Here is a 20405-nt window from a genome sequence, read left to right on the forward strand (position 1 = left end):
ATCAGAGTCCAATCGCGGTAAAGAGCGGCTTCGCGATGCCGGCCGGCAGCACCACGTCGAGCAGGGTGTCAAACAGCACGAACAGCACCAGGCCCATGCCGACGCCGGTCAGCACCGACTGCTTCCAGGTGCCGCCAAAGATGCGGCCGACGGGAATCGACATCAGCGCGGTGGCGACCACGAAGCCCAGCACCTGGAACAGCACCGCATACAGCACGACGAACAGGGCGCACAGCGCAACGCTGCGCATCTGCAGCGTGCTGCCGAAGTGGGCGCGGTGCGACGGCTTGAAGACGAGCCACAGGCCGCACAGCGCGATCAGCCCCGCCAGCAGCAGCGGGAAGGCGCGCGGGCCGACCGGCTCGTATTCGACCTGGGCCACGTAGCCCCAGGACATCGCGGCCATGCCGGCGCCCATCAGAACGGCAAGAATGCCGAGGACGCGGTCGCTGGTCATTTCGGTTGTCCCATCAGGCCGAAGTCGCCGGCCAGCTTGCGGTACTTCTCGGTGGCGTTCTTGATGTAGCTATTGAGTTCCGGGCCGGTCAGGGTCATCGGATACAGGCCGCGCTCGTCCAGCAGCTTGGCAAATTCCTTGGTCTTGGTGACCTTGGCGAAGGCTTCCGACCAGGTGTTGAAGTCGGCGTCGCTGACCTTGGGTCCCATGTAGAAGCCGCGCACGATGGCCCAGTCGATGTCATAGCCCTGCTCCTTGGCGGTCGGCACGTCGGCCAGCGCGCCCGGCAGGCGCTTGTCCGACATCACCGCCAGCACGCGGATGTTGGCGCCGGCCTTGATCTGCGACGAGGCTTCGCCGGCATCGCCGAAGTAGGCGCTGATATGGCCGCCCTGCAGCGCGGCGATCGCTTCGCCGCCGCCTTCGAATGCGACGAAGCGCATGGTCTTGTGGTTCACGCCGGCGGCCTTGGCGGTCAGCGCGGCCTTCATCCAGTCCTGGCTGCCCACGGTGCCGCCGGCGCCCAGCACCACCTTGGTGGCGTCGGTTTTCAGCGCGTTGGCGAGGTCGGCCATGGTCTTGTAAGGCGAGTCCTTGCGCACCACCACCGCGCCATAGTCGGCGCCGATGACGGCCAGCCAGCGCACGTCGTTTTCGCTGTAGCGACCGAACTTGCCCTGCGCGATGTTGAGCAGCGAGCCGCCGGAGAAGGCGACGATGGTGTTGGGTTCGGCGGGACGCTGCGCGACGATGGCGTTATAGGCCACGGCGCCGATGCCGCCCGGCATGTAGGTCACCCGCATCGGGTCCTTGATCACATGGCCGTCGTACAGCGCGGTCTGGGCCAGCTTGCAGGTCAGGTCGAAACCGCCGCCCGGCTTGGCGGCCGCGATGCATTCGGTCTTGTCCAGCGGGCCGGCGAAGGCGCCGGTCGTGGCGGCGGCGAGCGTAAAGACGCAGAGGATCTTTTTCATGATTGTCTCCAGTGACGGTTGTGATGGCGGCTGACTGGGCGCCAGCCCGCTTTTTAAATGAGCGGTATGCACCGCATTGAGGCGAACTCTAACAACCGAAGCTGTCAGTCGGCTGTCAGTTTGTTGAGATTTCGAAAGGGAGCGCCAGGCTGGCGCAGAAACCGGCGCCGTCGATCAGGTTGGACAGCACCAGTTCGCCGCCGTGGCGCTCGGCGACGGCGCGCGCGATCGCCAGCCCCAGGCCGGAACCGCCCAAGGCGCTGTTGCTGGCCCGGAAAAACCGGCCGCCAAGCTGCGACAACTGCGCGGGCGGCACGCCGGGTCCGTCGTCCATCACCGTGAACACGGCGCGGTCATCGCGGCAGGCCAGGCTCAGCGACACATGGCCACGCTCGGGCGCATACCGGATCGCGTTGTGCAGCAGGTTCAGCAGCGCCTCGCGCAGCAGGCCGGCATGACCGCGCAGCAGGATGGCCCGTTCCGGTTCGCTGTAGGCCAGGTCGATGCGTTTCTCGCGCGCGGCCAGCACCACGTCGCGCGCGGCCTGCTCGGCCAGCTGCGCCAGGTCCACCTGCCCCATCTCCAGCTCGGCCGCGTCGGCCTTGGCCAGCGCCAGCATCTGGTTGGTGCGGTGCGTGGCGTCGTCCAGCTGGCGCGAGACGGCGTCGAGCGCATCGCTGACATTGCGCGGATCGGATTCGCGCAGCGCATAGTCGAGCTGGGTGCGCAGCGTCGCCAGCGGCGTGCGCAACTGGTGCGATGCATCGTCGACGAAGCGGCGCTGTCTTTCCATGAACTCGCGGTTGCGCGCCATGTGCAGGTTGATCGCGGCCACCAGCGGCCGCACGTCGGCCGGCACCGAACGGGTATCGATGGGCGTCATGTCATGGTCGGAGCGGGCGCTGACGGCATTGCGCAGCACGGTCAGGGGCCGCAGCGTCATGAACAGCACCAGGGCCAGCATCGCGGCAGCCACCAGCAGCAGCAGCAGGTCGCGCTGCAGGGCGGCCACCAGCAGCAGCCGGATGAACTCCTGGCGCGAGCCCAGTGTCTCGGCGACCTGGATCACCACCCGGTGACGGGGCGTTCCGTTTGCATCCGCCGGCTGCTTCAGTTCGCGCGCATAGGCGCCGACCCGCACCTTCAGCCCGAAATACACGGCGTCATAGAACTGCGGCTTGCCGGTCTGCAGCGGCCGCGGCGGCGGCGGCAGGTCGGCGCTGCCGATCTCCACCAGGCCGTCTTCGCTGGCGACGCGGAAGAACACCTGGCCGGAAGCGGTCAGCTCGAAGAACTCGAACAGGGTATAGGGCGTTTCCACCGCCAGGCCGCCGCCCGGCGTGGAGATATTGGCGTCGAGCGCCTTGATCGCGCCCAGCAGCGATCGGTCATAGGCGGAATTGGCGGCGTCGGTGGCGGTGCGGTTGGCCGTCACCAGCTCCAGCACGGTGATCAGGGTCAGGGTCGGCAGCAGCAGCGTGAGCACCGTGCGCTTGATGCTCCAGCGGAAAATCGGTGTTTTCCACATCAGGCGAGTTCGAGCAGGTAGCCCAGGCCGCGCAGGGTGACGATGTGCAGCGGGCTGCCTTCGAGCTTCTTGCGCACCCGGTAGACCAGCACTTCCACCGCCTCGGGCATGGCGTCGACCTCGTCCTCGAACACCTTGTCGTAGATGTCCTTCTTCGGCAGCGGCTGGCCGCTGCAGCGCAGGAGCGCATGCAGCAGCGCATGCTCGCGCTTGGACAGCGACAGCGGCTTGTCGTCCAGCGTGAACTGGCGGGTGACCGCGTCGTAGGCCAGCGGCCCGCAGCTCAGGCGCGGATGCTCGCTGCCGCGGGCGCGCCGGATCAGCGCGGTGAGCCTGGCTTCGAGCTCATCGATGGCGAACGGCTTGGCCATGAAATCGTCGGCGCCCTTCTTCAGCGTGCTGACCCGTTCCAGCAGCGAGTCGCGGGCCGTCAGGATCAGGACCGGCAGCCGCGCATCGATCTCGCGCAGCCGGGCCAGCACCCGGTGGCCGTCCATGCCGGGCAGGCCGAGGTCCAGGATCAGCGCGTCATAGCTGACGCGGCCGACGCTGCTCTCCACCAGGCGGCCATCGTCGACCCAGTCGACGATATAGCCGTTCTGCTTCAGCGCGCGGCACAACCAGTTCGCCAGTTCCGGCTCGTCTTCCGCCAGCAGCAGCCTCATCTTCCCAGTCTCTCCATGATCGTGATTCGCGCCCGGCCGGTTCAACCGGGACGTCAGAGCGCTCCAGCCTTGCATTGTGCGCGGCCAAGCTGTCAGCAGCCTGTCACCGGCGCCGGTCGACGCCCGTGCCGGGTTTGGCCTATTCTATTGCAGCCCACGCCAGATGCCCGAGGAGAACGCATGAACGGTCACGATCAGAAAGCAGCACCGGACGCCACCAGCACGCTCGCCGCGCTATGGCGGCTGTCCGGCGAGGACGAACGCGCGCTGGAGCGGGTCCGCCTGTGGAGACGGGAACCGGCGCTGCCGTCATCGTTCGCCGTCGGCACCGCGGCCCAGGCCAGCATCGCGGCGTCGGCGCTGGCGGCAGCCGAGCTGCACCGGCAGCGCAGCGGCATCGCGCAGCAGATCGATGTGGACATGCGCAATGCGGCGATTGAATTCCGCGCCGAGCAATACTTGCGCGTCGACGGCGCGCCGGCGCCGGAATTCCGCGACAGGCTCACCCGCACCTTCCAGTGCGGCGACGGCCGCTGGGTGCGCATCCATGCCAATTTCCCCCATCACCGCGACGGCGTGCTGCGCCTGCTCGGGTGCAGCCATGACGCCGAAGCAGTCGCTCGCGCGCTGCAGTCATGGGATGCCTTCCGCTTCGAGGACGCGGCCGCCGCGGCCGGCATGGTGGTGACGGCGATGCGCTCCTTCGACGAATGGGATGCCCATCCGCAGGGACAGGCAGTGGCCGGCCTGCCGCTGCTGTCGATCGAGCGCATCGGCGATGCGCCGCCGCAGCCGCTGCCGCCGGCGGCGCGGCCGCTGTCGGGCGTGCGGGTGCTGGACCTGACCCGGGTGATCGCCGGCCCGGTCTGTGGCCGCACTTTGGCCGGACACGGCGCCGATGTGCTGCTGGTCGGCGCGCCGCACCTGCCTTCGATCGAGCCGCTCGTCATGGAAACTGGCCTGGGCAAGCGCGCCTGCTGGCTCGACCTGCGCGACGCGCCGGGCCGGCAGGCATTCGAGGCGCTGCTGCGCGACGCCGACGTGCTGGTGCAGGGTTACCGCCCGGGCGGCCTGGATGCGCTGGGCGTGGATGTGGAAACGGCGGCCCGAACGCGGCCGGGCCTGATCTACGTCAGCCTCTGCGCCTATGGCCAGGCCGGGCCCTGGGCTGCGCGGCGGGGCTTCGATTCGCTGGTGCAGACCGCCAGCGGCTTCAACCATGCCGAAGCGCAGGCTGGCGGCAGCACCGCGCCCGCCCCCTTGCCAGCGCAGGCGCTGGACCGCGCCACCGGCTATCTGATGGCGTATGCGGTGATGGCCGCGCTGATGCGCCGCAGCCGGGAAGGCGGAAGCTGGCATGTGCGCCTGTCGCTGGCGCAGACCGGCCACTGGCTGCGCCACCTGGGACGCGTCGAGGGCGGCCTGCAGATGGCCATGCCCGGCTTCGGCGACATCGCCGACCTGACCGAGCAGCATGATTCCGGCTTCGGCATGCTGACCACCATCCGCCATGCGGCCCGGATGTCGGCCACGCCGGTACGCTGGGACTTGCCGGCCATGCCGCTAGGCAGCCATGCGCCGGCCTGGCTGGCCCGCGCGGCCGGCTGAGCGGGTGAGCGGCTACAGCGCGTTGTGGACCCGCTCGCTGTTCATGCTGCTGCGGCTGCCTTTCAGATGCATCTCGACATCGCTTGCCAGGTCGCCTACCGCTGCAACCGCTTCCTTCAGCTCGTCCGGCGTGGCATCGAGCTTCTTCGACCATTCCCGCAGCGCGGATTCATCCTGCACATCGATGCGGATCTGATCCGGTTCCTGCGCCTTGCCCGCTGAACTGCCCTCGTTGTAGTCCGACATGCTGTGCTCCTTCTATTGACTGTCTATGGTGGGACACGATCCTCACATGTCTTTCCCTGCAAGGTCAAAGAACTGCGGCATGGCCTTAAGCGTGATCAATGGATGACCAAGGAAAGCGGGCGCAGGCCCTGTCGCGGCCGCATGCCCTTCCTGCCTCCGCCGCATCACGGTTTATGCAAGAATGCCTTTCCTGGCCCGCATCCACTACCCGCCACCCACACTTTCGAGAAGGACGGCATGCATCATGGAAATGAAAAAGATCAACGCCGGCAAACTGCGCGCCATCGGCTACGACCCGCGCGAGCGCCTGCTGCGGGTGGAATTCGACGACGGCAGCGCAATCGATTATTCGGGCGTCGGCGCCGAGGTCTGGCGCAAGCTCTCGACCTCCGGTTCTGCATGGAGCTACTACCGCGACAATATCGAGGAAGAGTTCACCGGCCGGCGCGGCACGGTGCGGCCGAAGGCCACTAACCAGGCGCTGGAAGACCTGTTCAGGGCGCCAGGCAAGGATGCGGACAATTAGCTGGCGCCCCCGCCTACGCTGCCCGGCCATCCTGACCAGGAGTAGCCTGCGCCGCCGCCCTCAGGTCCACGACTCGTGCGACCTCGCCAGCCACTCTTCCAGGAACTGCACGCACACCCGCACGTTGGCCGACAGGTTCAGGCGCGTCGGATAGATCGCCCATACATTGGCTTCCTGGCTGTATTGCGGCAGCACCCGCACCAGGCGGCCGTCGGCAATGCTTTGCCCCACGTCCCACATCGAACGCAGGATGATGCCGTGGCCGTCGATGGCCCATTGATGCACCAGTTCGCCGTTGTTGGTCGACAGCGGGCCGCCCACCTTCACGGTCTCGGGGCCATCCGGCCCGTCCAGCTTCCAGCGCCCGAAGTCCTGGTCGCGCTCGCGGATCGCAATGCACTTGTGGCCGGCTAGCTCCTCCAGCCGCTGCGGCATCCCATGGCTTTCCAGGTAGGCCGGCGAGGCGCAGAGCACGCGCGCATTGGCGGCGATGCTCCTTGCGATCAGGTGGGTTTCCTGCACCTGGCCGATGCGGATGTCCAGGTGGAATCCCTCGGCGATCAGGTCCACCGGCCGGTCCAGCAGTTCCAGCTGGATCACCAGTTCCGGATACTGCCGGGCCAGCAGTGACATGGCCGGCGCGATCCAGTTGCGCCCGAACCCCGAGCTGGTGCACAGCCGCAGCACGCCGTGCGGCGCGCTGCCCTTGGCCGACACCGCTTCCTCCAGCTGGCTCACGTCTTCCAGGATGCGCTGCGCCCACTGGTGCACCACGCCGCCATGCTCGGTCAACGACACCCGGCGCGTGGTCCGGTGCAGCAGCCGCACCTGCAGCGTCGCCTCCAGGATCGCAATGCGCTTGCTCACCAGCGCATTGGACACCCCCAGCTCAAGCGCCGCCGCGGCGAAGCCCTGGCGCCTGACCACGGCGCAGAACAGGTTGAGATCGTCCAGCAGCGGTTTGCCCGGTTTCAAGTCGACCTGCATTGTTCACGCTCCGTGTTCTTTCAGATTACAAATCGCACCATTATAAAACGCAGCGTATTGAGTATGATCGCCCTCCATCGCCATCCCCACTTAGAGGTTCAGACATGAAGACGCACAAGATCGCAGTGATCGCCGGTGACGGCATCGGCAATGAAGTGATGCCGGAAGGCTTGCGGGTACTGCAGGCCGCCGCCGCCAAGTTCAACATCGGCCTTGAGCTGACGACGATGGAATGGGCCAACTGCGACTATTACCTGCAGCATGGAAAGATGATGCCGGACGACTGGCGCGAGCAGCTCGAAGGCTTCGACGCCATCTATTTCGGCGCGGCCGGCATGCCCAGCAAGGTGCCGGACCATATCTCGCTGTGGGGTTCGCTGATCAAGTTCCGCCGCGACTTCGACCAGTATGTGAACCTGCGCCCGGTGCGGCTGATGCCCGGCGTGCCTTGCCCGCTGGCCAACCGCAAGCCGGGCGACATCGACTTCTACGTGGTGCGCGAAAACACCGAAGGCGAGTATTCCTCGGTGGGCGGGCGGATGTTCGAAGGCACCGACCGTGAATTCGTGGTGCAGGAGTCGGTCTTCTCGCGCAAGGGCACCGACCGCATCCTGAAGTATGCGTTCGAGCTGGCGCAGAAGCGCCCGAAGAAGCACCTGACCGCGGCCACCAAGTCCAATGGCATCTCGATCAGCATGCCGTACTGGGATGAGCGGGTCGACGCTATGGGCGCGCAGTTCCCCGACGTGCGCCATGACCGTTACCACATCGATATCCTGTGCGCCCGCTTCGTGCTGTCGCCGGAGCGCTTCGACGTGGTGGTGGCGTCCAACCTGTTCGGCGACATCCTGTCCGACCTCGGACCGGCATGCACCGGCACCATCGGCATCGCGCCCTCGGCCAACCTGAACCCGGAACGCAGCTTCCCGTCGCTGTTCGAGCCGGTGCATGGCTCCGCCCCGGACATCTTCGGCCAGAACATCGCCAACCCGATCGGCATGATCTGGTCCGGCGCGATGATGCTGGAGTTCCTGGGCAACGGCGACGCCAGCCATACGGCCGCGCATGATGCGATCGTGCGCGCCATCGAGACCGTGCTGGTGCAGGGCCCGACCACGCCGGACCTGGGCGGCAGCAGCAATACGACCGAGGTCGGCAAGGCGATCGCGGCCGCGCTTTGATGCGGTGGGCTTGTTTGGCAAGCTGAACAAAACAGCAGGTAGCGTGGTTACAGCCACCTGCTGTTTTCTCGGGAGTCGAATGCGCAGCGCCGTGTAGCGCGGTTGGGGTCGGCAAAATAAGCTTTCGCCCACCCGCCTTTTTCAAACAAGCTGCCTTACAAGAAGAAAGGTTGCGCCAGAGACAACCAAATCCTGGCACTCGGGAAGTCAGTCCTCTGCTCCAACCAACGCTCCCACACTGAAAATATTGCAGGCCAGAGCCGCTTTTTACACAGGCAGCAAGTCCTCAGCCGGCACTTCCAGCACCCGGAAGGCCGGCTGGCCCGGGTAAGAACGGTGCAGCAGCGGCCGGGCGACGTTGAACACCGGAATGTTATTGACGGTGCGCCCCTCGGGCGTGCCGCGGTGCGCATGGCCGTGCACCACGTAGTCGACCGGGTAATGGATCAGCGGATCTTCCAGACGGCTGGTGCCGAGGAAGGGGAAGATCTCCGGCGGCTCGCCCTGCACCGTGCCGACGATGGGCGAGTAATGCAGCATCGCAATGCGGTGCCGGGTGCGCAGCTTGGCCAGTGCCGTTTCCAGTTTCATCACTTCCTGCAGGGCCTCGTTGACGAAGGCCTTGATCGACGCCTCGCCCCACGGCCCGAGCGCGCTGCGGCCGAAGCCGCCGGCGAATCCCTTCGCGCCGGCAATGCCCACGCCATGGATCTCGCAAGCTTCGCCGTCGAGCATGCGCACGCCGGCTTCGGTGAGGATGCGCCTGACCTGGTCCGGGTCGCCCGATTCATAGTCATGGTTGCCCAGCACGGCGATCACCGGGATGCGGGTATGGGCAAGCTCCTCGGCCAGCACATGAGCTTCCTCCGCCAGGCCGTAATCGGTCAGGTCGCCGCACAGCAGCAGCGCGTCGGCTGCTTCGCCGGCCTGGGAAAAGAAGTCGCGCAGGCTGCCCGCCGAGTCCTTGGTGCAATGCAGGTCGCCCACTGCTGCGAAACGGATCTTGTCCTTTGAAACCACGGCATCCTCCTTGCTGATTATTGAATGGTTAACGTTGTCCATGCAGGACTGACCGCATTGCGTGGCATAAGTTTTGCTGACTTTCAATGCCAGACCCTAATGCCAAGGCCGCCATGAACCTTACCGACCCGATCCCGGCACACGTTGCGACGGAAGAACCGGATGCTGCCGTTGCCGCGTTCTACCGCGATGTCCTGCTCCGGCTCAATGCAGCATCCGTGCCATACCTGGTGGGAGGCACCTATGCCTTCAACCGCTACACCGGCATCAACCGGCCGACCAAGGACCTCGACCTGTTCATCCGGCGCGGCGACTTCGAGCGCGTCAGCGAGGTGTTCCATGCGGCGGGCTACCGGTGCGAACTGACCTTCCCGCACTGGCTGGGCAAGATCCATCTCGACGAGAACTACATCGACCTGATCTTCAGTTCCGGCAACGCGGTGGCCCATGTCGACGACGCCTGGTTCGAATTCGCCGCCGATGCCCAGGTGCTGGGCCTGCCGGCGCGGATTTCGCCGATCGAGGAAATGATCTGGTCCAAGGCCTTCATCATGGAGAAGGAGCGCTTCGACGGCGCCGACATCGCCCACCTGATCCAGGCCTGCAGCGAGCGCATCGACTGGCCGCGCCTGGTGCGGCGCTTCGGCGAACACTGGCGGGTGCTGCTGTCGCACCTGGTCCTGTTCGGCTTCGCCTATCCCGCCCAGCGCGACCTGGTGCCGGTGGGCGTGATGGACGAGCTGATCCGCCGCCTGAACTACGAAACCCATGCGCCGCCGCCCGCCACCGACCTGTGCCTGGGCACCCTCCTGTCGCGCGAACAATATCTGAACGACATCCACCTGCAGGGCCTGCAGGACGCCCGGGTGCAGCCGGTGGGCAACATGACGCCGGAGGACACGGCGAGCTGGACGCGCGCCATCGCCGACGACCACGAGCCGGAAGCCTGAGGATGCCGCGCACGGCGGCGGCTGGATTTCCCCGGCAAGCCGCCCTCCACGCGGCGGCCCAACGGGCGCAAAAAGCAAAACCCTGTGGACGACCTGTGCATGGGCCGCAGGGACTTGCTGTGGATTGTGCGCTGGAAAGATCTGTGGACGGCTGCGCAGCAGGTTTTTGAGCAGGACAAGATTTCCCCATCAAATCAGCGGCTTGGGAATTTGACCCTATAGATATCCACAGGCTTGTTCACGGTTTTTGTGCGTAACTTTTGCTGATTTTTCGAGCAGCGGTGCGAATTTCTTCAGTGAGTCCGGCGAGGATTGGCGGGCATGCCTATAATCTGCGTTCCCGGCTTTATAAAAAATCTACAGAACCTACAGCGAACCAAGAGGAAAGAGACACCATGACTTATCCCAATACCCAGCTCATGATCGGTGGCCAATGGCAGGATGCGGCGGACGGCCGCACGCTCGCCGTCGTCAATCCGGCCACCGGCAGCGAGATCGGCCGCGTTGCCCATGCCGGCATCGCCGACCTGGACCGCGCGCTGGAAGCGGCGCAGAAAGGTTTTGAAGCCTGGCGCGACGTGTCGGCCGCCGAGCGCTCCAAGACGATGCGCCGCGCCGCCGCGCTGATGCGCGAACGCGCCGGCGAGATCGCAAAAATCCTGACCCAGGAACAGGGCAAGCCGCTGGCAGAAGCCAAGGTCGAGGCAATGGCCTCGGCCGACATCATCGAATGGGCGGCCGAGGAAGGCCTGCGCGTCTATGGCCGCATCGTGCAGTCGCGCAACCTGGCAGTGCGCCAGATGGTGCTGAAGGACCCTGTCGGCCCGGTCGCGGCCTTCACGCCGTGGAACTTCCCGATCAACCAGGCGGTGCGCAAGATCGCCGCGGCCCTTGCTACCGGTTGCTCGATCATCGTGAAAGCGCCGGAAGAGACCCCGGCGTCGCCGGCCGCGCTGGTGCAGGCCTTCATCGACGCCGGCCTGCCGCCGGGCGTGGTGGGCCTGGTGTTCGGCAATCCGGCTGAAATCTCGGAATACCTGATCGCTCATCCCATCATCCGCAAGATCACCTTCACCGGCTCGACCCCGGTCGGCAAGCAGCTGGCCGCGCTGGCGGGCAAGCACATGAAGCGGGTGACGATGGAACTGGGCGGCCATGCGCCGGTGATCGTGGCCGAGGACGCCGACGTGAACCTTGCGGTGAAGGCTGCCGGCGGCGCCAAGTTCCGCAACGCCGGCCAGGTCTGCATCTCGCCGACCCGCTTCCTGGTGCATGAAAGCCTGCGCAATGATTTCGCCGGCGCGCTGGCCAAGTATGCGCAGGGCCTGAAGGTGGGCGAAGGCAGCGGCGAGGGCGTGCAGATGGGCCCGCTGGCCAACAGCCGCCGCCTGACCGCGATGGCCGACTTTGCCCGCGACGCCGTCGAGCGCGGCGCCTCCATCGTGGCTGGCGGCGAGCGCATCGGCGAGGTCGGCAACTTCTATTCGCCGACCATCCTGAACGACGTGCCGCTGGACGCCAAGGTGTTCAACGAGGAGCCGTTCGGACCGATGGCCGCGATCCGTCCCTTCAACACGCTGGAAGAGGCGATCGCCGAAGCCAACCGCCTGCCCTTCGGCCTGGCCGGCTATGCCTTCACCAGCTCGCTGAAGAATGCGCACCTGCTGTCGCAGCGCCTGGAAGTCGGCATGCTGTGGATCAACCAGCCGGCCGCGCCCTGGCCTGAAATGCCGTTCGGCGGCATCAAGGATTCGGGCTACGGCTCCGAAGGCGGACCAGAAGCGCTGGAAGCGTATCTCAACACCCGTTCCATCTCCATCATGAACGTGTAAGGACGCCTGCCTGCCGGTCCGCCCATGCGGGCCGGCAGCGGCGCCGGCCATGAAACTGATACAACTCTTCCTGCCGGTCTACGACCAGCACGGCCAGCCCTTTCCCAAGCCATTCTTCGACCAGGCACGCAGCGAACTGACCGAACGCTTCGGCGGCGTCACCGCCTTCCTGCGCTCTCCCGCGGTGGGTGCGTGGCAGGAACCCGGCGGCGACGTGTGCCGCGACGATGTCTACCTGTATGAAGTCATGTCCGATACGCTGGACCGCGACTGGTGGCAAGCCTATCGCGCCCGCCTGGAACGGCAGTTCAGCCAGGATGTGATCCTGGTGCGGGCGACCGACACCGAAGTGCTTTAAACCCCGCGCTTGCGCAGCCGGCGCAGCACGGCGCCGACATCGTCGAGCAGCGGCACCAGCGCCAGCCCGGTAAGGATCAGCGCCAGCGGCACGGTAGAGAGATAACCGGCATGCTTGAAGCCGAGCGCGCCGCTGATGCCGCCAACGAAGAAGGCCAGCAGCAGCAGGCTCAGCAGCTTGAGCCGGCTGCGGTCGGCCAGCACCCTGGGCCGGTCGGGCCGTTCATGCATGTTCCAGTAAAACAGCTTGCCGAGCTCGACACCGATGTCGGTGATGGTGCCGGTCAGGTGGGTGGTGCGTATCTCGGCCTTGGAAATCTTGGTGATCAGCGCATTCTGCAAGCCCATGATGAAGCACAGCAGCATCACCGTGGCCGGAATGAACAGCCCTTCTATCGTCGATAGCTGCGCGCCCAGCAAACCGAAACCCAGCAGCAGCAGCGCCTCGATCAGCAGCGGCAATGCGTACTCGCTGTACAGGCCGCGCCGGCGCGCATAGTTCACCAGGATCGCGGTGAACGCGGCGCCAAACAGGAAGGACAGCAGCGCGCCGGCGCCGGCCAGCACCGGGCCATAGCTGCCCAGCACCAGGTTGTCGGCCATGGCCGACACGATGCCTGTCATGTGCGAGGTGTACTGGTGCACCGCGAGGAAGCCGCCGGCATTGGTGGCGCCGGCGACAAACGCCAAAGCAATGCCCAGGTGCCAGTTTGCCTGCCTGGTGCGGTGGGGTGCGGTCAGCCGTCTTGCGTAATGGATTGGCACTGGTTTGCCCGGTCAGTGAGAGTCGCGGTGATACTGCGGTTATATTACTTGACGCAACCCTTTTACCGACGGGCATGCATGTCTACCCAGATCAAGGGCAGTGACCCGATGAACCCGAACGTCGCTTACGCATCCCCTCTTCCACGATGAATTATCTTCTGCTGAAACACCTGCACATGAGCTGCGCCGCGCTGAGCGGCGCGCTGTTCCTGCTGCGCGGCATGTGGATGCTGCGTGACTCGCCCCGGCTCGGCCAGCGCTGGGTGCGCACCTTGCCGCACCTGGTCGATACTGTGCTGCTGGCCAGCGCGGTGACGCTGGCGGTCTGGAGCGCGCAGTATCCGCTGGCCCGGCCATGGCTCACCGCCAAGGTCTGCGCATTGCTGCTGTATATCGTGCTGGGTTCGGTGGCCTTGAAGCGCGGACGCAGCAAGGGCATCCGGGCCGCCGCGTTCCTGGCGGCGCTGGCCACCTTTGCCTACATCGTGGCGGTGGCGCTGAGCAAGAATCCCTTTCCGCTGACCTGATCAGCCGGCGGCGCCGGTTTCGGCCGATTCCAGCAGCGACAGCACCTCGCCGGCCCATTGCAGCCAGCTGCGCTCGGCCACGATGCCGGCGCGCAGCACCGCATGGCGCAGCTCCTGCGCCCTGGAAGCGGCCGGCGCGCCGAAGTCGCGCTGCTCGATGCCGAGATAGGTGTCGAGCTTGGCCTCGTGCTCGGCGATCATGCGCCGCAGCTCCCGGTCCAGGCCATGCGGGCCAATCACGGCCTCGGCCCGCATCTTGATCAGCAGGGCGCGGTCGGTATTGCTGTCGGTTTCCGGCTGCGCCACCCAGCGCGCCAGTTCCGCCCTGCCCGCTTCCAAAACCTGATACAGCCGCCGGCGACGCTTGCCGGCATCGTTGTCGTCGGTCGCCACGATCCAGCCGGCATCGGCCATGCGGCCCAGCTCGCGGTAGATCTGCTGGTGGCTGGCATGCCAGAAATAACCCATGGACTTGTCGAAGCGGCGCGCCAGGTCGTAGCCGGTGGACGGCTTTTCAAGCAGCGAGGTCAGCAGGGCATGTTGGATCGACATGGCCGGTATTTTAACGGCTGGCTCGGGCCAGCTGCGAAACTTTATGCAACCAGTTGCATAGCCGATTTGGCTTTGCTATGCTTTATGCAACCAGTTGCGTATTGATGCAGCGGCATTCCGCGACGACGGCGGACAAGACCAAGGAGACCGAAATGAAAGCGAATCAACTGTCCGACGCCGCGCAGCGCACGCTGGCCGCCTGGCACCAGATACTGGAACGCAATGCAATGGAAGAACTCGACCCGCTGCTGTCGGAGCGCATCGTGTTCCGCTCGCCGGTGGCGCACACACCCTATCCCGGCAAGGCCGCCATCCGCCTGGTGCTCAAGACCGTCAACACCGTATTTGAGAATTTTCACTATCACCGCAGCTTCGTCAGCGAGGACGGCCGCAGCATCGTGCTGGAATTCAGCGCCGAGGTCAGCGGCAAGGCGTTGAAGGGCATCGACATGCTGCGCTTCGACGACCAGGGCCTGATCGAAGAGTTCGAGGTGATGGTGCGCCCGATGAGCGGCCTGCAGGCGCTAGCGGCGAAGATGGGCGCGCAGCTGTCGTCGTCCACCGCCACGCTCAAGGGCAACAGCATTCCCGGCTGAACCCGAAACACCCACTTCAATCATTCCCCACCCGGAGCCACCATGTCACTGCCACCCATCCTCGAAGGCCGCCTCTCGCTGCCCATGATCTGTTCGCCGCTGTTCATCATCTCCAACCCGGACCTGGTCATTGCCCAGTGCAAGGCTGGCGTGGTCGGCTCCTTCCCCGCGCTGAACGCGCGGCCCGAGCCGGCGCTGGAGCAATGGCTGGAGCGCATCACCAACGAGCTGGCCGAGCACAATGCCCGCCACCCGGACCGGCCGGCGGCGCCGTTCGCGGTGAACCAGATCGTCCACAAGTCCAATGACAGGCTGGAGCGCGACCTGGAGCTGTGCGCAAAGTACAAGGTGCCCATCACCATCACCTCGCTCGGCGCGCGCGAGGACGTGAACCGCTCGGTGCATTCCTACGGTGGCATCGTGCTGCATGACGTGATCGACAATGCCTTTGCCAAGAAGGCGATCGACAAGGGCGCGGACGGCCTGATCGCGGTGGCTTCCGGCGCCGGCGGCCATGCCGGCCGGCTCTCGCCGTTTGCGCTGCTGCACGAGATCCGGGAATGGTTCGACGGCCCGCTGGCGCTGTCGGGCGCCATCGCCAGCGGCAACGCCATCCTGGCCGCGCAAGCCGCCGGCGCCGACCTCGCCTATATCGGCTCGGCCTTCATCGCCACCGCGGAAGCCAATGCCGACGAGCGCTACAAGCAGATGATCGTCGACAGCAGCGCGGCCGACATCGTCTATTCCAACCTGTTTACCGGCGTGCATGGCAACTACCTGCGCCAGAGCATCGTCAATGCCGGCCTGGACCCGGAGGCATTGCCGCAGTCCGACCCGTCGAAGATGAACTTCGGCTCCGGCGGCGGCAGCAAGGCCAAGGCCTGGCGCGACATCTGGGGCGCCGGCCAGGGCGTGGGCGCGATCAAGCGCGTGGTGCCGGCGGCCGAGCTGGTGGCCCGTTTCGCCGACGAGTACCAGGCCGCGCGCCACCGACTCAATCTCGCCATTGCACCGGCGGCCGGCAATGCCAGGCCGCAGGCTGTGAACGCCTGACCGGCGGGATCAGCGCGCAAGGACGCGGCGTCTCAGCAGCAGGCCGAGCCAGCCGAGGAAGCCCGCGCCCAACAGGGCCGGCATTGTCGGCTCCGGCACGTCGTGGGCGTCGCGCCCGTCCCGTGCCTCGCGCACCAGCCAGTGCGTCTGAGGGCTGTCGAGCCGGACGCCAAACAGCTGGCTGTCGTATTCGACTGGAAACCGGTCGCCGGGGTAATAGTAAAAGTGCACGCCAAAGGTGGCGGCGTAATCGTCGATCCACCCGAACTGCCTGCTCTGTTCTGGCGAAAACACGGAATACAGCGACCATTCCGTGAAGCCGGTGCCGAACAGGTTCAGGAAGGCCCGAACCTGCGCCTCGTCCGTCGAGGCCGAAAAACTGCCGCAGCCGAATCCGGTCTGCGGCTTCAGCAAGCCGCAACTGAATTCATCCTGCGTGGAATAGCGGAAGCCCTCGAACATCCCACCCGGCGCCATGGCGGCCCGGACCTGATTGACGGAAAGATTGCGCGTGTACGACAGCTTCAGCCACTCAAGACCGGAGCTGGTGTCCTGCACCGTACTGGCCGGACCCAACGGCGAAGCGACTTCAATCAGCGCCGCCCGGGCAGTGCCCAGCGACAAGGCGGACGCGACCAACAACATGAACAGCGCTTTCATGATTGCCTTTTCCTGAAGGTGGCCGCCAGATGCGGCGCTCCCCAAAATCGTCCGGCAGGCAAACGCCTGCGACTCTGATCAATGGCAAACATGGGAAACACCCGACGCCTGCAATTGTTTGCGCAATGCGCCGGATCAAGGCGCAGGTCCGCATGCCCCTCGCAGGTGAGGCTTTCTCGCCACGGCCGCAGCCATTACACTGCTGCGCACATACCAATCACTTCACGAGGAGGACACATGGCTAGCATCGGATTCATCGGGCTGGGCGTCATGGGCGCGCCGATGGCATTGAACCTGCAGAACGGCGGACACCAGCTGTTCGTGCATACCCGCACCCGGCGCGAACCCGATCCGCTGGATGGCAAGGCCCGCTATTGCGCATCGGCCGCCGAGGTGGCGCGCCAGGCCGAGATCATCTTCCTGATGCTGCCCGACACGCCGGACGTGCAGAAGGTGCTGTTCAACGACGATGGCGTGGCAGCCGGACTGTCGGCCGGCAAGGTGGTGGTCGACATGAGTTCGATCTCGCCGATCGAGACCAAGGATTTCGCCGAGCGCATCAATGCCCTTGGCTGCACTTATCTCGACGCGCCGGTATCGGGCGGCGAGGTCGGCGCCAAGGCGGCTTCGCTGACCATCATGGTGGGCGGACCGGACGATGCCTTCGAGCGGGTGCGCCCGCTGTTCGAGCTGATGGGCAAGAACATCACGCTGGTCGGCGGCAACGGCGCGGGCCAGACCACCAAGGTCGCCAACCAGATCATCGTGGCGCTGACCATCGAGGCCGTCAGCGAAGCGCTGCTGTTCGCTTCCAAAGCCGGCGCCGATCCCGCCAAGGTGCGCCAGGCCCTGATGGGCGGCTTCGCCTCCTCGCGCATCCTGGAAGTGCATGGCGAGCGCATGATCAAGCGCGCCTTCAATCCGGGCTTCCGGATCGATCTGCACCAGAAGGACCTGAACCTGGCGCTGCAGGGTGCACGGGCGCTGGGCGTGGCGTTGCCCAACACGGCCACCGCGCAGGAATTGTTCAACACCTGCGCCGCCAACGGCATGGGCCGGCTGGACCATTCGGCGCTGTGCCAGGCGCTGGAGCTGATGGCCAACCATCCGATCGCGCCCGACGGGCCGGCGCAGTGAGCGCGCCGATGGAGCAGCAGCCAGCAACGCCGGCCAGGCCCGCCGGCAGCCCGCGCGCAGTGCTAGTGACCGGCGGCGGCCGCGGCATCGGCGCCGCCGTCTGCCGCCTGGCTGCGAGGCGGGGCTATGCGGTGGCCATCAATTACCTGCATGACGAAGCAGCAGCGCGCCAGCTTGCCGACGAGATTAGCGCCGGCGGCGGCGCCGTTTGCCTGGCGCAGGGCGACGTCGGCGAGCAGGCCGATGTCGAGCGCATGTTCGACATCACGCAGGCCCAGCTCGGCCCCTTGTTCGGGCTGGTCAACAATGCCGGCATCACCGGCCGCCTGGGCCGTTTCGCCGATGCCGACCCGGCATCGATCGAGCAGGTATTCCGCACCAATGTGCTGGGCACCATGCATTGCAGCCGTGCCGCCCTGAAGCGTTTCCGTGACGCCGGCACGCACGGCGTGATCGTCAACCTGTCGTCGATCGCGGCTGTTACCGCCAGTCCGAATGAGTACGTGCATTACGCTGCCAGCAAGAGCGCTGTGGAGACTTTCACGCTGGGTCTCGCGCGCGAAGTTGCGGCGGACGGCATCCGCGTCTGCGCGGTCGCGCCTGGCTCGACCCTGACCGGCATCCATGCCGCCGCCGGCGAACCCGACCGGCCGCTGCGGGTAGCGCCCAAGATCCCGATGGGCAGGCTGGCCACGCCCGAAGAGATCGCCGCGCCGGTGGTGTGGCTGCTGTCGGATGAGGCTTCCTACATGACGGGGGCGGTGGTGCGCTGCGCGGGAGGGCTGTAGGGAGAGAGGATTGCGGCTGCCGAACACGCCTGACTTCTTCTCTTCATGCAGATGGTATTCCTGACGGCTTTCGCGGGCGGCTTCGACGACCACATTACCGCCGGCCGACAGGCTGACCGTGCCGCTGCCGGCAATGGCGCTGCCGCGAACGGTCAGGTCGCTACCGCTGGTGACGCCGTCCTAGCCGTCTAATGGACGATGCCCGACTTGTATATAACGAGATGGATTATTGCTCAGCGCACAGGCAAAAAAGTTAGTGATCTAACGCATATCGCTTTAGTGTCTCTTTGACTTCATGCTCGCGTTCTGGTTGTGTCTCGACTAATGCTAGCAGGGAATTGCGGATCGCATGCATAACTGCTTCCTTGCTATATGTTGCAGCAGGAGGGTCAATTCCGCTCATATTCGGGTCAGCCCAAACGAGGAATCTGCAGTTACCGGTGCCGTCTGAAACTCGCTCTATTTCCCATCCTGGATCCCCACCCACACCACCATCTTGGCCGAGGATCTTCTTTAGCCAATGATCAATAGGATCATCAAAGTATGGAGAGAGCACATACATAAGCACCCAATAGAGAAGCCGTTCCGAGGCGTCGACCGTATCGAAATGAGCCCATTTCATTTCACAACTCCTGTTGGGATAACTGTCGGAACAGTGGGAACGCCATTTTGAACCCTAATCGGGACAGTAAATTTTATGCCTTCTACAACTACTGAAATGGACAAGTCTCCAGTTTGTTGATACTGCATCAGAGCCTTATTGGCTGCCACATTCACCAATTCAGTCATGTTTGGATAAACGACTGGATCATAAACCGTCTTGGTAGCCGATTTTGAAGCTCCCGGCATTTGATACTCAATTTCATAAATTCCTAGCGCTTTTTCATTGCGCGAAAGAACTTTTCCGCCGGCTTCATTGAGGGCTATGGTGAAGTTTCCTATCTCATGCCCCCCTGAAATTTGTCTGCCTGAGCGCGAAGCATTTACCAAATGGTTAGCTAGATCCTGCCTAACCAAGCCACGTCCTGCAAAATCCGCTTCTGGTTGTAAAAAATCTGGATTAACACGAAGGTTTTCTGATAGATGAGACGGAGGCTGTCCACTTGGCGATTCCGAATTCGTAGCTGATCGTACGGCAGGACTGCGATTCAATACCGTTCCTGCGCCAATCGCCATCACGCCAGGAATCATGCCTGTCACCAGATTCTTCGCATCCCGCGCCAACCGTTCTGTTTCACGCTGCTCGTACAACGCCTTATCTCGCGCAGACGCACTGGCCGGTGGCGCATAGTTAATCCCCACTGAGTTCCACATGAAATCCCGATACGCCGCATCCGCGTTGTATTGCGAGTACTTCAGCGGGTCGTAGAACTCATTGCCTTGCACCGTAAAGACCCGTTGCGCTTTGCCTTGATCATTGATGAAGACGTCAGGTTGGTTGTTCAGGAATTGCTTGGCCGCGATATAGCTTTCATCCTTGCCAATCCCGAGTAACACGTTGGCTTTCTGTTCACCGTTATCGTCATTACCCAAGGCTGCATAAGTCAAATAACTCTGGGCCTGCGCGATCTGATCTTTCGATGGCGTGTCTGTGCTGTACAGCTTCTTTGCAAACTCAGCTGACTTGTTTTGGATCCATTTCACTTCAACCGGATGCAATTGCCGGTTATACCGCTGCACCCGCCTGCGCTGCTCCACTACCACCAACCATCGCTCCTACCGCGCCACCCGTGACCACTGCTGCCCACTGCTCGATCACGTTTCTCTGACTTGGCGTCAGCTCCGGGTGCCGCTCCAGGTAGCCGCTCACCTGTGTCAGCACATACTTTGGAAAACAACTCCACCAACCGGCTGCCAGGCTCCGAGTGCTTGTGAAGTTTTTCAGTCCGCGTTATTGCAGAACGCACCGGGCACTTATGGCGCGATCTGGGGATAGCTCGAGTCCGCAGATATTAAAGGTAACCCGGGTTTCGATTTTCTCACCCAGGCTAGAGCA

Annotated in this window: 23 protein-coding genes; 11 read left to right on the forward strand and 12 right to left on the reverse strand. The window is 64.6% G+C overall.

The window, feature by feature from the left end; translation table 11 throughout:
* Window position 1: 1 nt before the first annotated feature.
* From ABC383_RS22060 to ABC383_RS22075, 4 genes are all read right to left on the reverse strand, one after another.
* Window positions 2-457, reverse strand: coding sequence for a tripartite tricarboxylate transporter TctB family protein (locus ABC383_RS22060; protein ID WP_413017262.1), 456 nt, complete (start codon window positions 455-457; stop codon window positions 2-4).
* Window positions 454-1431 carry a Bug family tripartite tricarboxylate transporter substrate binding protein gene (locus ABC383_RS22065; RefSeq protein WP_413017264.1) on the reverse strand — a complete coding sequence of 326 codons (978 nt, stop codon included), beginning with the start codon at window positions 1429-1431 and terminating at the stop codon, window positions 454-456. Before ABC383_RS22065 ends, ABC383_RS22060 begins: the two co-directional genes overlap by 4 nt.
* Window positions 1432-1546: 115 nt before the next feature.
* On the reverse strand, window positions 1547-2959 hold the full coding sequence (locus ABC383_RS22070; protein ID WP_413017266.1) for a sensor histidine kinase: 1413 nt from the start codon (window positions 2957-2959) through the stop codon (window positions 1547-1549).
* The gene (locus ABC383_RS22075) at window positions 2959-3624 is read right to left on the reverse strand and encodes a response regulator (protein WP_413017268.1); all 666 of its coding nucleotides are present in this window, start codon (window positions 3622-3624) and stop codon (window positions 2959-2961) included. The genes ABC383_RS22070 and ABC383_RS22075 overlap by 1 nt, the downstream gene beginning before the upstream one ends.
* 180 nt (window positions 3625-3804) lie before the next feature.
* Between ABC383_RS22075 and ABC383_RS22080 the strand changes: the two genes are divergently transcribed.
* On the forward strand, window positions 3805-5232 hold the full coding sequence (locus tag ABC383_RS22080) for a CoA transferase (RefSeq protein WP_413017270.1): 1428 nt from the start codon (window positions 3805-3807) through the stop codon (window positions 5230-5232).
* A gap of 12 nt (window positions 5233-5244) precedes the next feature.
* On the opposite strand, the gene ABC383_RS22085 is transcribed toward ABC383_RS22080, so the two are convergent.
* The gene (locus ABC383_RS22085) at window positions 5245-5478 is read right to left on the reverse strand and encodes a DUF3606 domain-containing protein (protein ID WP_413017272.1); all 234 of its coding nucleotides are present in this window, start codon (window positions 5476-5478) and stop codon (window positions 5245-5247) included.
* A 244-nt stretch (window positions 5479-5722) separates the two neighbouring features.
* On the opposite strand from ABC383_RS22085, the gene ABC383_RS22090 reads away from it, so the two are divergent.
* Window positions 5723-6004: a KTSC domain-containing protein gene (locus ABC383_RS22090; protein ID WP_413017274.1), complete on the forward strand. Its 282-nt coding sequence runs from the start codon at window positions 5723-5725 to the stop codon at window positions 6002-6004.
* Between the two features lie 60 nt (window positions 6005-6064).
* Here ABC383_RS22090 and ABC383_RS22095 read toward each other — a convergent pair whose 3' ends face one another.
* A complete protein-coding gene (locus ABC383_RS22095; protein WP_413017276.1) occupies window positions 6065-6979 on the reverse strand; it encodes a LysR family transcriptional regulator in 915 nt (304 codons plus the stop codon).
* A gap of 116 nt (window positions 6980-7095) precedes the next feature.
* On the opposite strand from ABC383_RS22095, the gene ABC383_RS22100 reads away from it, so the two are divergent.
* The gene (locus ABC383_RS22100; protein ID WP_413017278.1) at window positions 7096-8172 is read left to right on the forward strand and encodes a tartrate dehydrogenase; all 1077 of its coding nucleotides are present in this window, start codon (window positions 7096-7098) and stop codon (window positions 8170-8172) included.
* A gap of 267 nt (window positions 8173-8439) precedes the next feature.
* Here the strand turns inward: ABC383_RS22100 and ABC383_RS22105 are convergent, their stop codons facing one another.
* Window positions 8440-9192 carry a metallophosphoesterase family protein gene (locus ABC383_RS22105; RefSeq protein WP_413017280.1) on the reverse strand — a complete coding sequence of 251 codons (753 nt, stop codon included), beginning with the start codon at window positions 9190-9192 and terminating at the stop codon, window positions 8440-8442.
* An 86-nt stretch (window positions 9193-9278) separates the two neighbouring features.
* Here ABC383_RS22105 and ABC383_RS22110 point away from each other — a divergent pair, with 86 nt between their 5' ends.
* The 3 genes from ABC383_RS22110 to ABC383_RS22120 all read left to right on the forward strand — a co-directional run bounded on the left by ABC383_RS22110 (window position 9279) and on the right by ABC383_RS22120 (window position 12332).
* A complete protein-coding gene (locus ABC383_RS22110; RefSeq protein WP_413017282.1) occupies window positions 9279-10142 on the forward strand; it encodes a nucleotidyltransferase domain-containing protein in 864 nt (287 codons plus the stop codon).
* A gap of 395 nt (window positions 10143-10537) precedes the next feature.
* Entirely contained in the window at window positions 10538-11974 is a 1437-nt protein-coding gene (locus ABC383_RS22115) for an NAD-dependent succinate-semialdehyde dehydrogenase (protein ID WP_413017284.1), read from the forward strand.
* A gap of 49 nt (window positions 11975-12023) precedes the next feature.
* The gene (locus tag ABC383_RS22120) at window positions 12024-12332 is read left to right on the forward strand and encodes a hypothetical protein (protein ID WP_413017286.1); all 309 of its coding nucleotides are present in this window, start codon (window positions 12024-12026) and stop codon (window positions 12330-12332) included.
* On the opposite strand, the gene ABC383_RS22125 is transcribed toward ABC383_RS22120, so the two are convergent.
* Window positions 12329-13096 (reverse strand): YoaK family protein, encoded by a 768-nt coding sequence (locus ABC383_RS22125; RefSeq protein WP_413017288.1) that lies wholly within the window; start codon window positions 13094-13096, stop codon window positions 12329-12331. The genes ABC383_RS22120 and ABC383_RS22125 overlap by 4 nt on opposite strands.
* Before the next feature lie 146 nt (window positions 13097-13242).
* Between ABC383_RS22125 and ABC383_RS22130 the strand changes: the two genes are divergently transcribed.
* Window positions 13243-13623 carry a SirB2 family protein gene (locus tag ABC383_RS22130; RefSeq protein WP_413017290.1) on the forward strand — a complete coding sequence of 127 codons (381 nt, stop codon included), beginning with the start codon at window positions 13243-13245 and terminating at the stop codon, window positions 13621-13623.
* On the opposite strand, the gene ABC383_RS22135 is transcribed toward ABC383_RS22130, so the two are convergent.
* The gene (locus ABC383_RS22135; protein WP_413017292.1) at window positions 13624-14175 is read right to left on the reverse strand and encodes a PadR family transcriptional regulator; all 552 of its coding nucleotides are present in this window, start codon (window positions 14173-14175) and stop codon (window positions 13624-13626) included.
* A gap of 152 nt (window positions 14176-14327) precedes the next feature.
* On the opposite strand from ABC383_RS22135, the gene ABC383_RS22140 reads away from it, so the two are divergent.
* Both ABC383_RS22140 and ABC383_RS22145 read left to right on the forward strand, forming a co-directional pair.
* Window positions 14328-14771 (forward strand): nuclear transport factor 2 family protein, encoded by a 444-nt coding sequence (locus ABC383_RS22140; protein WP_413017294.1) that lies wholly within the window; start codon window positions 14328-14330, stop codon window positions 14769-14771.
* Between the two features lie 42 nt (window positions 14772-14813).
* Window positions 14814-15824, forward strand: coding sequence for an NAD(P)H-dependent flavin oxidoreductase (locus ABC383_RS22145; RefSeq protein ID WP_413017296.1), 1011 nt, complete (start codon window positions 14814-14816; stop codon window positions 15822-15824).
* 9 nt (window positions 15825-15833) lie between these two features.
* On the opposite strand, the gene ABC383_RS22150 is transcribed toward ABC383_RS22145, so the two are convergent.
* Complete coding sequence (locus ABC383_RS22150; protein WP_413017298.1) at window positions 15834-16484, reverse strand: PEP-CTERM sorting domain-containing protein; 651 nt, start codon at window positions 16482-16484, stop codon at window positions 15834-15836.
* 237 nt (window positions 16485-16721) lie between these two features.
* Between ABC383_RS22150 and glxR the strand changes: the two genes are divergently transcribed.
* On the forward strand, window positions 16722-17621 hold the full coding sequence (gene glxR / locus ABC383_RS22155) for a 2-hydroxy-3-oxopropionate reductase (RefSeq protein ID WP_413017300.1): 900 nt from the start codon (window positions 16722-16724) through the stop codon (window positions 17619-17621).
* A gap of 8 nt (window positions 17622-17629) precedes the next feature.
* Window positions 17630-18409: an SDR family oxidoreductase gene (locus ABC383_RS22160; RefSeq protein WP_413017302.1), complete on the forward strand. Its 780-nt coding sequence runs from the start codon at window positions 17630-17632 to the stop codon at window positions 18407-18409.
* A 253-nt stretch (window positions 18410-18662) separates the two neighbouring features.
* Here ABC383_RS22160 and ABC383_RS22165 read toward each other — a convergent pair whose 3' ends face one another.
* Complete coding sequence (locus tag ABC383_RS22165; RefSeq protein ID WP_413017304.1) at window positions 18663-19031, reverse strand: hypothetical protein; 369 nt, start codon at window positions 19029-19031, stop codon at window positions 18663-18665.
* Window positions 19028-20116, reverse strand: coding sequence for a CdiA family toxin C-terminal domain-containing protein (locus ABC383_RS22170; RefSeq protein WP_413017306.1), 1089 nt, complete (start codon window positions 20114-20116; stop codon window positions 19028-19030). The genes ABC383_RS22165 and ABC383_RS22170 overlap by 4 nt, the downstream gene beginning before the upstream one ends.
* Window positions 20117-20405 lie beyond the last annotated feature (289 nt).

It is taken from the genome of Noviherbaspirillum phoenicis (assembly GCF_047237965.1).
GTDB lineage: Bacteria > Pseudomonadota > Gammaproteobacteria > Burkholderiales > Burkholderiaceae_D > Noviherbaspirillum_A.

Excerpts from the sequence above, each read along its gene's own strand:
- ABC383_RS22120 (WP_413017286.1), top strand. The coding sequence starts at position 12,024 with ATGAAACTGATACAACTCTTCCTGCCGGTCTACGACCAGCACGGCCAG.
- ABC383_RS22165 (WP_413017304.1), bottom strand. The coding sequence starts at position 19,031 with ATGAAATGGGCTCATTTCGATACGGTCGACGCCTCGGAACGGCTTCTC.
- ABC383_RS22060 (WP_413017262.1), bottom strand. The coding sequence starts at position 457 with ATGACCAGCGACCGCGTCCTCGGCATTCTTGCCGTTCTGATGGGCGCC.
- ABC383_RS22150 (WP_413017298.1), bottom strand. The coding sequence starts at position 16,484 with ATGAAAGCGCTGTTCATGTTGTTGGTCGCGTCCGCCTTGTCGCTGGGC.
- ABC383_RS22080 (WP_413017270.1), top strand. The coding sequence starts at position 3,805 with ATGAACGGTCACGATCAGAAAGCAGCACCGGACGCCACCAGCACGCTC.
- glxR (WP_413017300.1), top strand. The coding sequence starts at position 16,722 with ATGGCTAGCATCGGATTCATCGGGCTGGGCGTCATGGGCGCGCCGATG.
- ABC383_RS22135 (WP_413017292.1), bottom strand. The coding sequence starts at position 14,175 with ATGTCGATCCAACATGCCCTGCTGACCTCGCTGCTTGAAAAGCCGTCC.
- ABC383_RS22085 (WP_413017272.1), bottom strand. The coding sequence starts at position 5,478 with ATGTCGGACTACAACGAGGGCAGTTCAGCGGGCAAGGCGCAGGAACCG.
- ABC383_RS22115 (WP_413017284.1), top strand. The coding sequence starts at position 10,538 with ATGACTTATCCCAATACCCAGCTCATGATCGGTGGCCAATGGCAGGAT.
- ABC383_RS22065 (WP_413017264.1), bottom strand. The coding sequence starts at position 1,431 with ATGAAAAAGATCCTCTGCGTCTTTACGCTCGCCGCCGCCACGACCGGC.
- ABC383_RS22110 (WP_413017282.1), top strand. The coding sequence starts at position 9,279 with ATGCCAGACCCTAATGCCAAGGCCGCCATGAACCTTACCGACCCGATC.
- ABC383_RS22140 (WP_413017294.1), top strand. The coding sequence starts at position 14,328 with ATGAAAGCGAATCAACTGTCCGACGCCGCGCAGCGCACGCTGGCCGCC.
- ABC383_RS22145 (WP_413017296.1), top strand. The coding sequence starts at position 14,814 with ATGTCACTGCCACCCATCCTCGAAGGCCGCCTCTCGCTGCCCATGATC.
- ABC383_RS22090 (WP_413017274.1), top strand. The coding sequence starts at position 5,723 with ATGGAAATGAAAAAGATCAACGCCGGCAAACTGCGCGCCATCGGCTAC.
- ABC383_RS22075 (WP_413017268.1), bottom strand. The coding sequence starts at position 3,624 with ATGAGGCTGCTGCTGGCGGAAGACGAGCCGGAACTGGCGAACTGGTTG.
- ABC383_RS22130 (WP_413017290.1), top strand. The coding sequence starts at position 13,243 with ATGAATTATCTTCTGCTGAAACACCTGCACATGAGCTGCGCCGCGCTG.
- ABC383_RS22070 (WP_413017266.1), bottom strand. The coding sequence starts at position 2,959 with ATGTGGAAAACACCGATTTTCCGCTGGAGCATCAAGCGCACGGTGCTC.
- ABC383_RS22160 (WP_413017302.1), top strand. The coding sequence starts at position 17,630 with ATGGAGCAGCAGCCAGCAACGCCGGCCAGGCCCGCCGGCAGCCCGCGC.
- ABC383_RS22100 (WP_413017278.1), top strand. The coding sequence starts at position 7,096 with ATGAAGACGCACAAGATCGCAGTGATCGCCGGTGACGGCATCGGCAAT.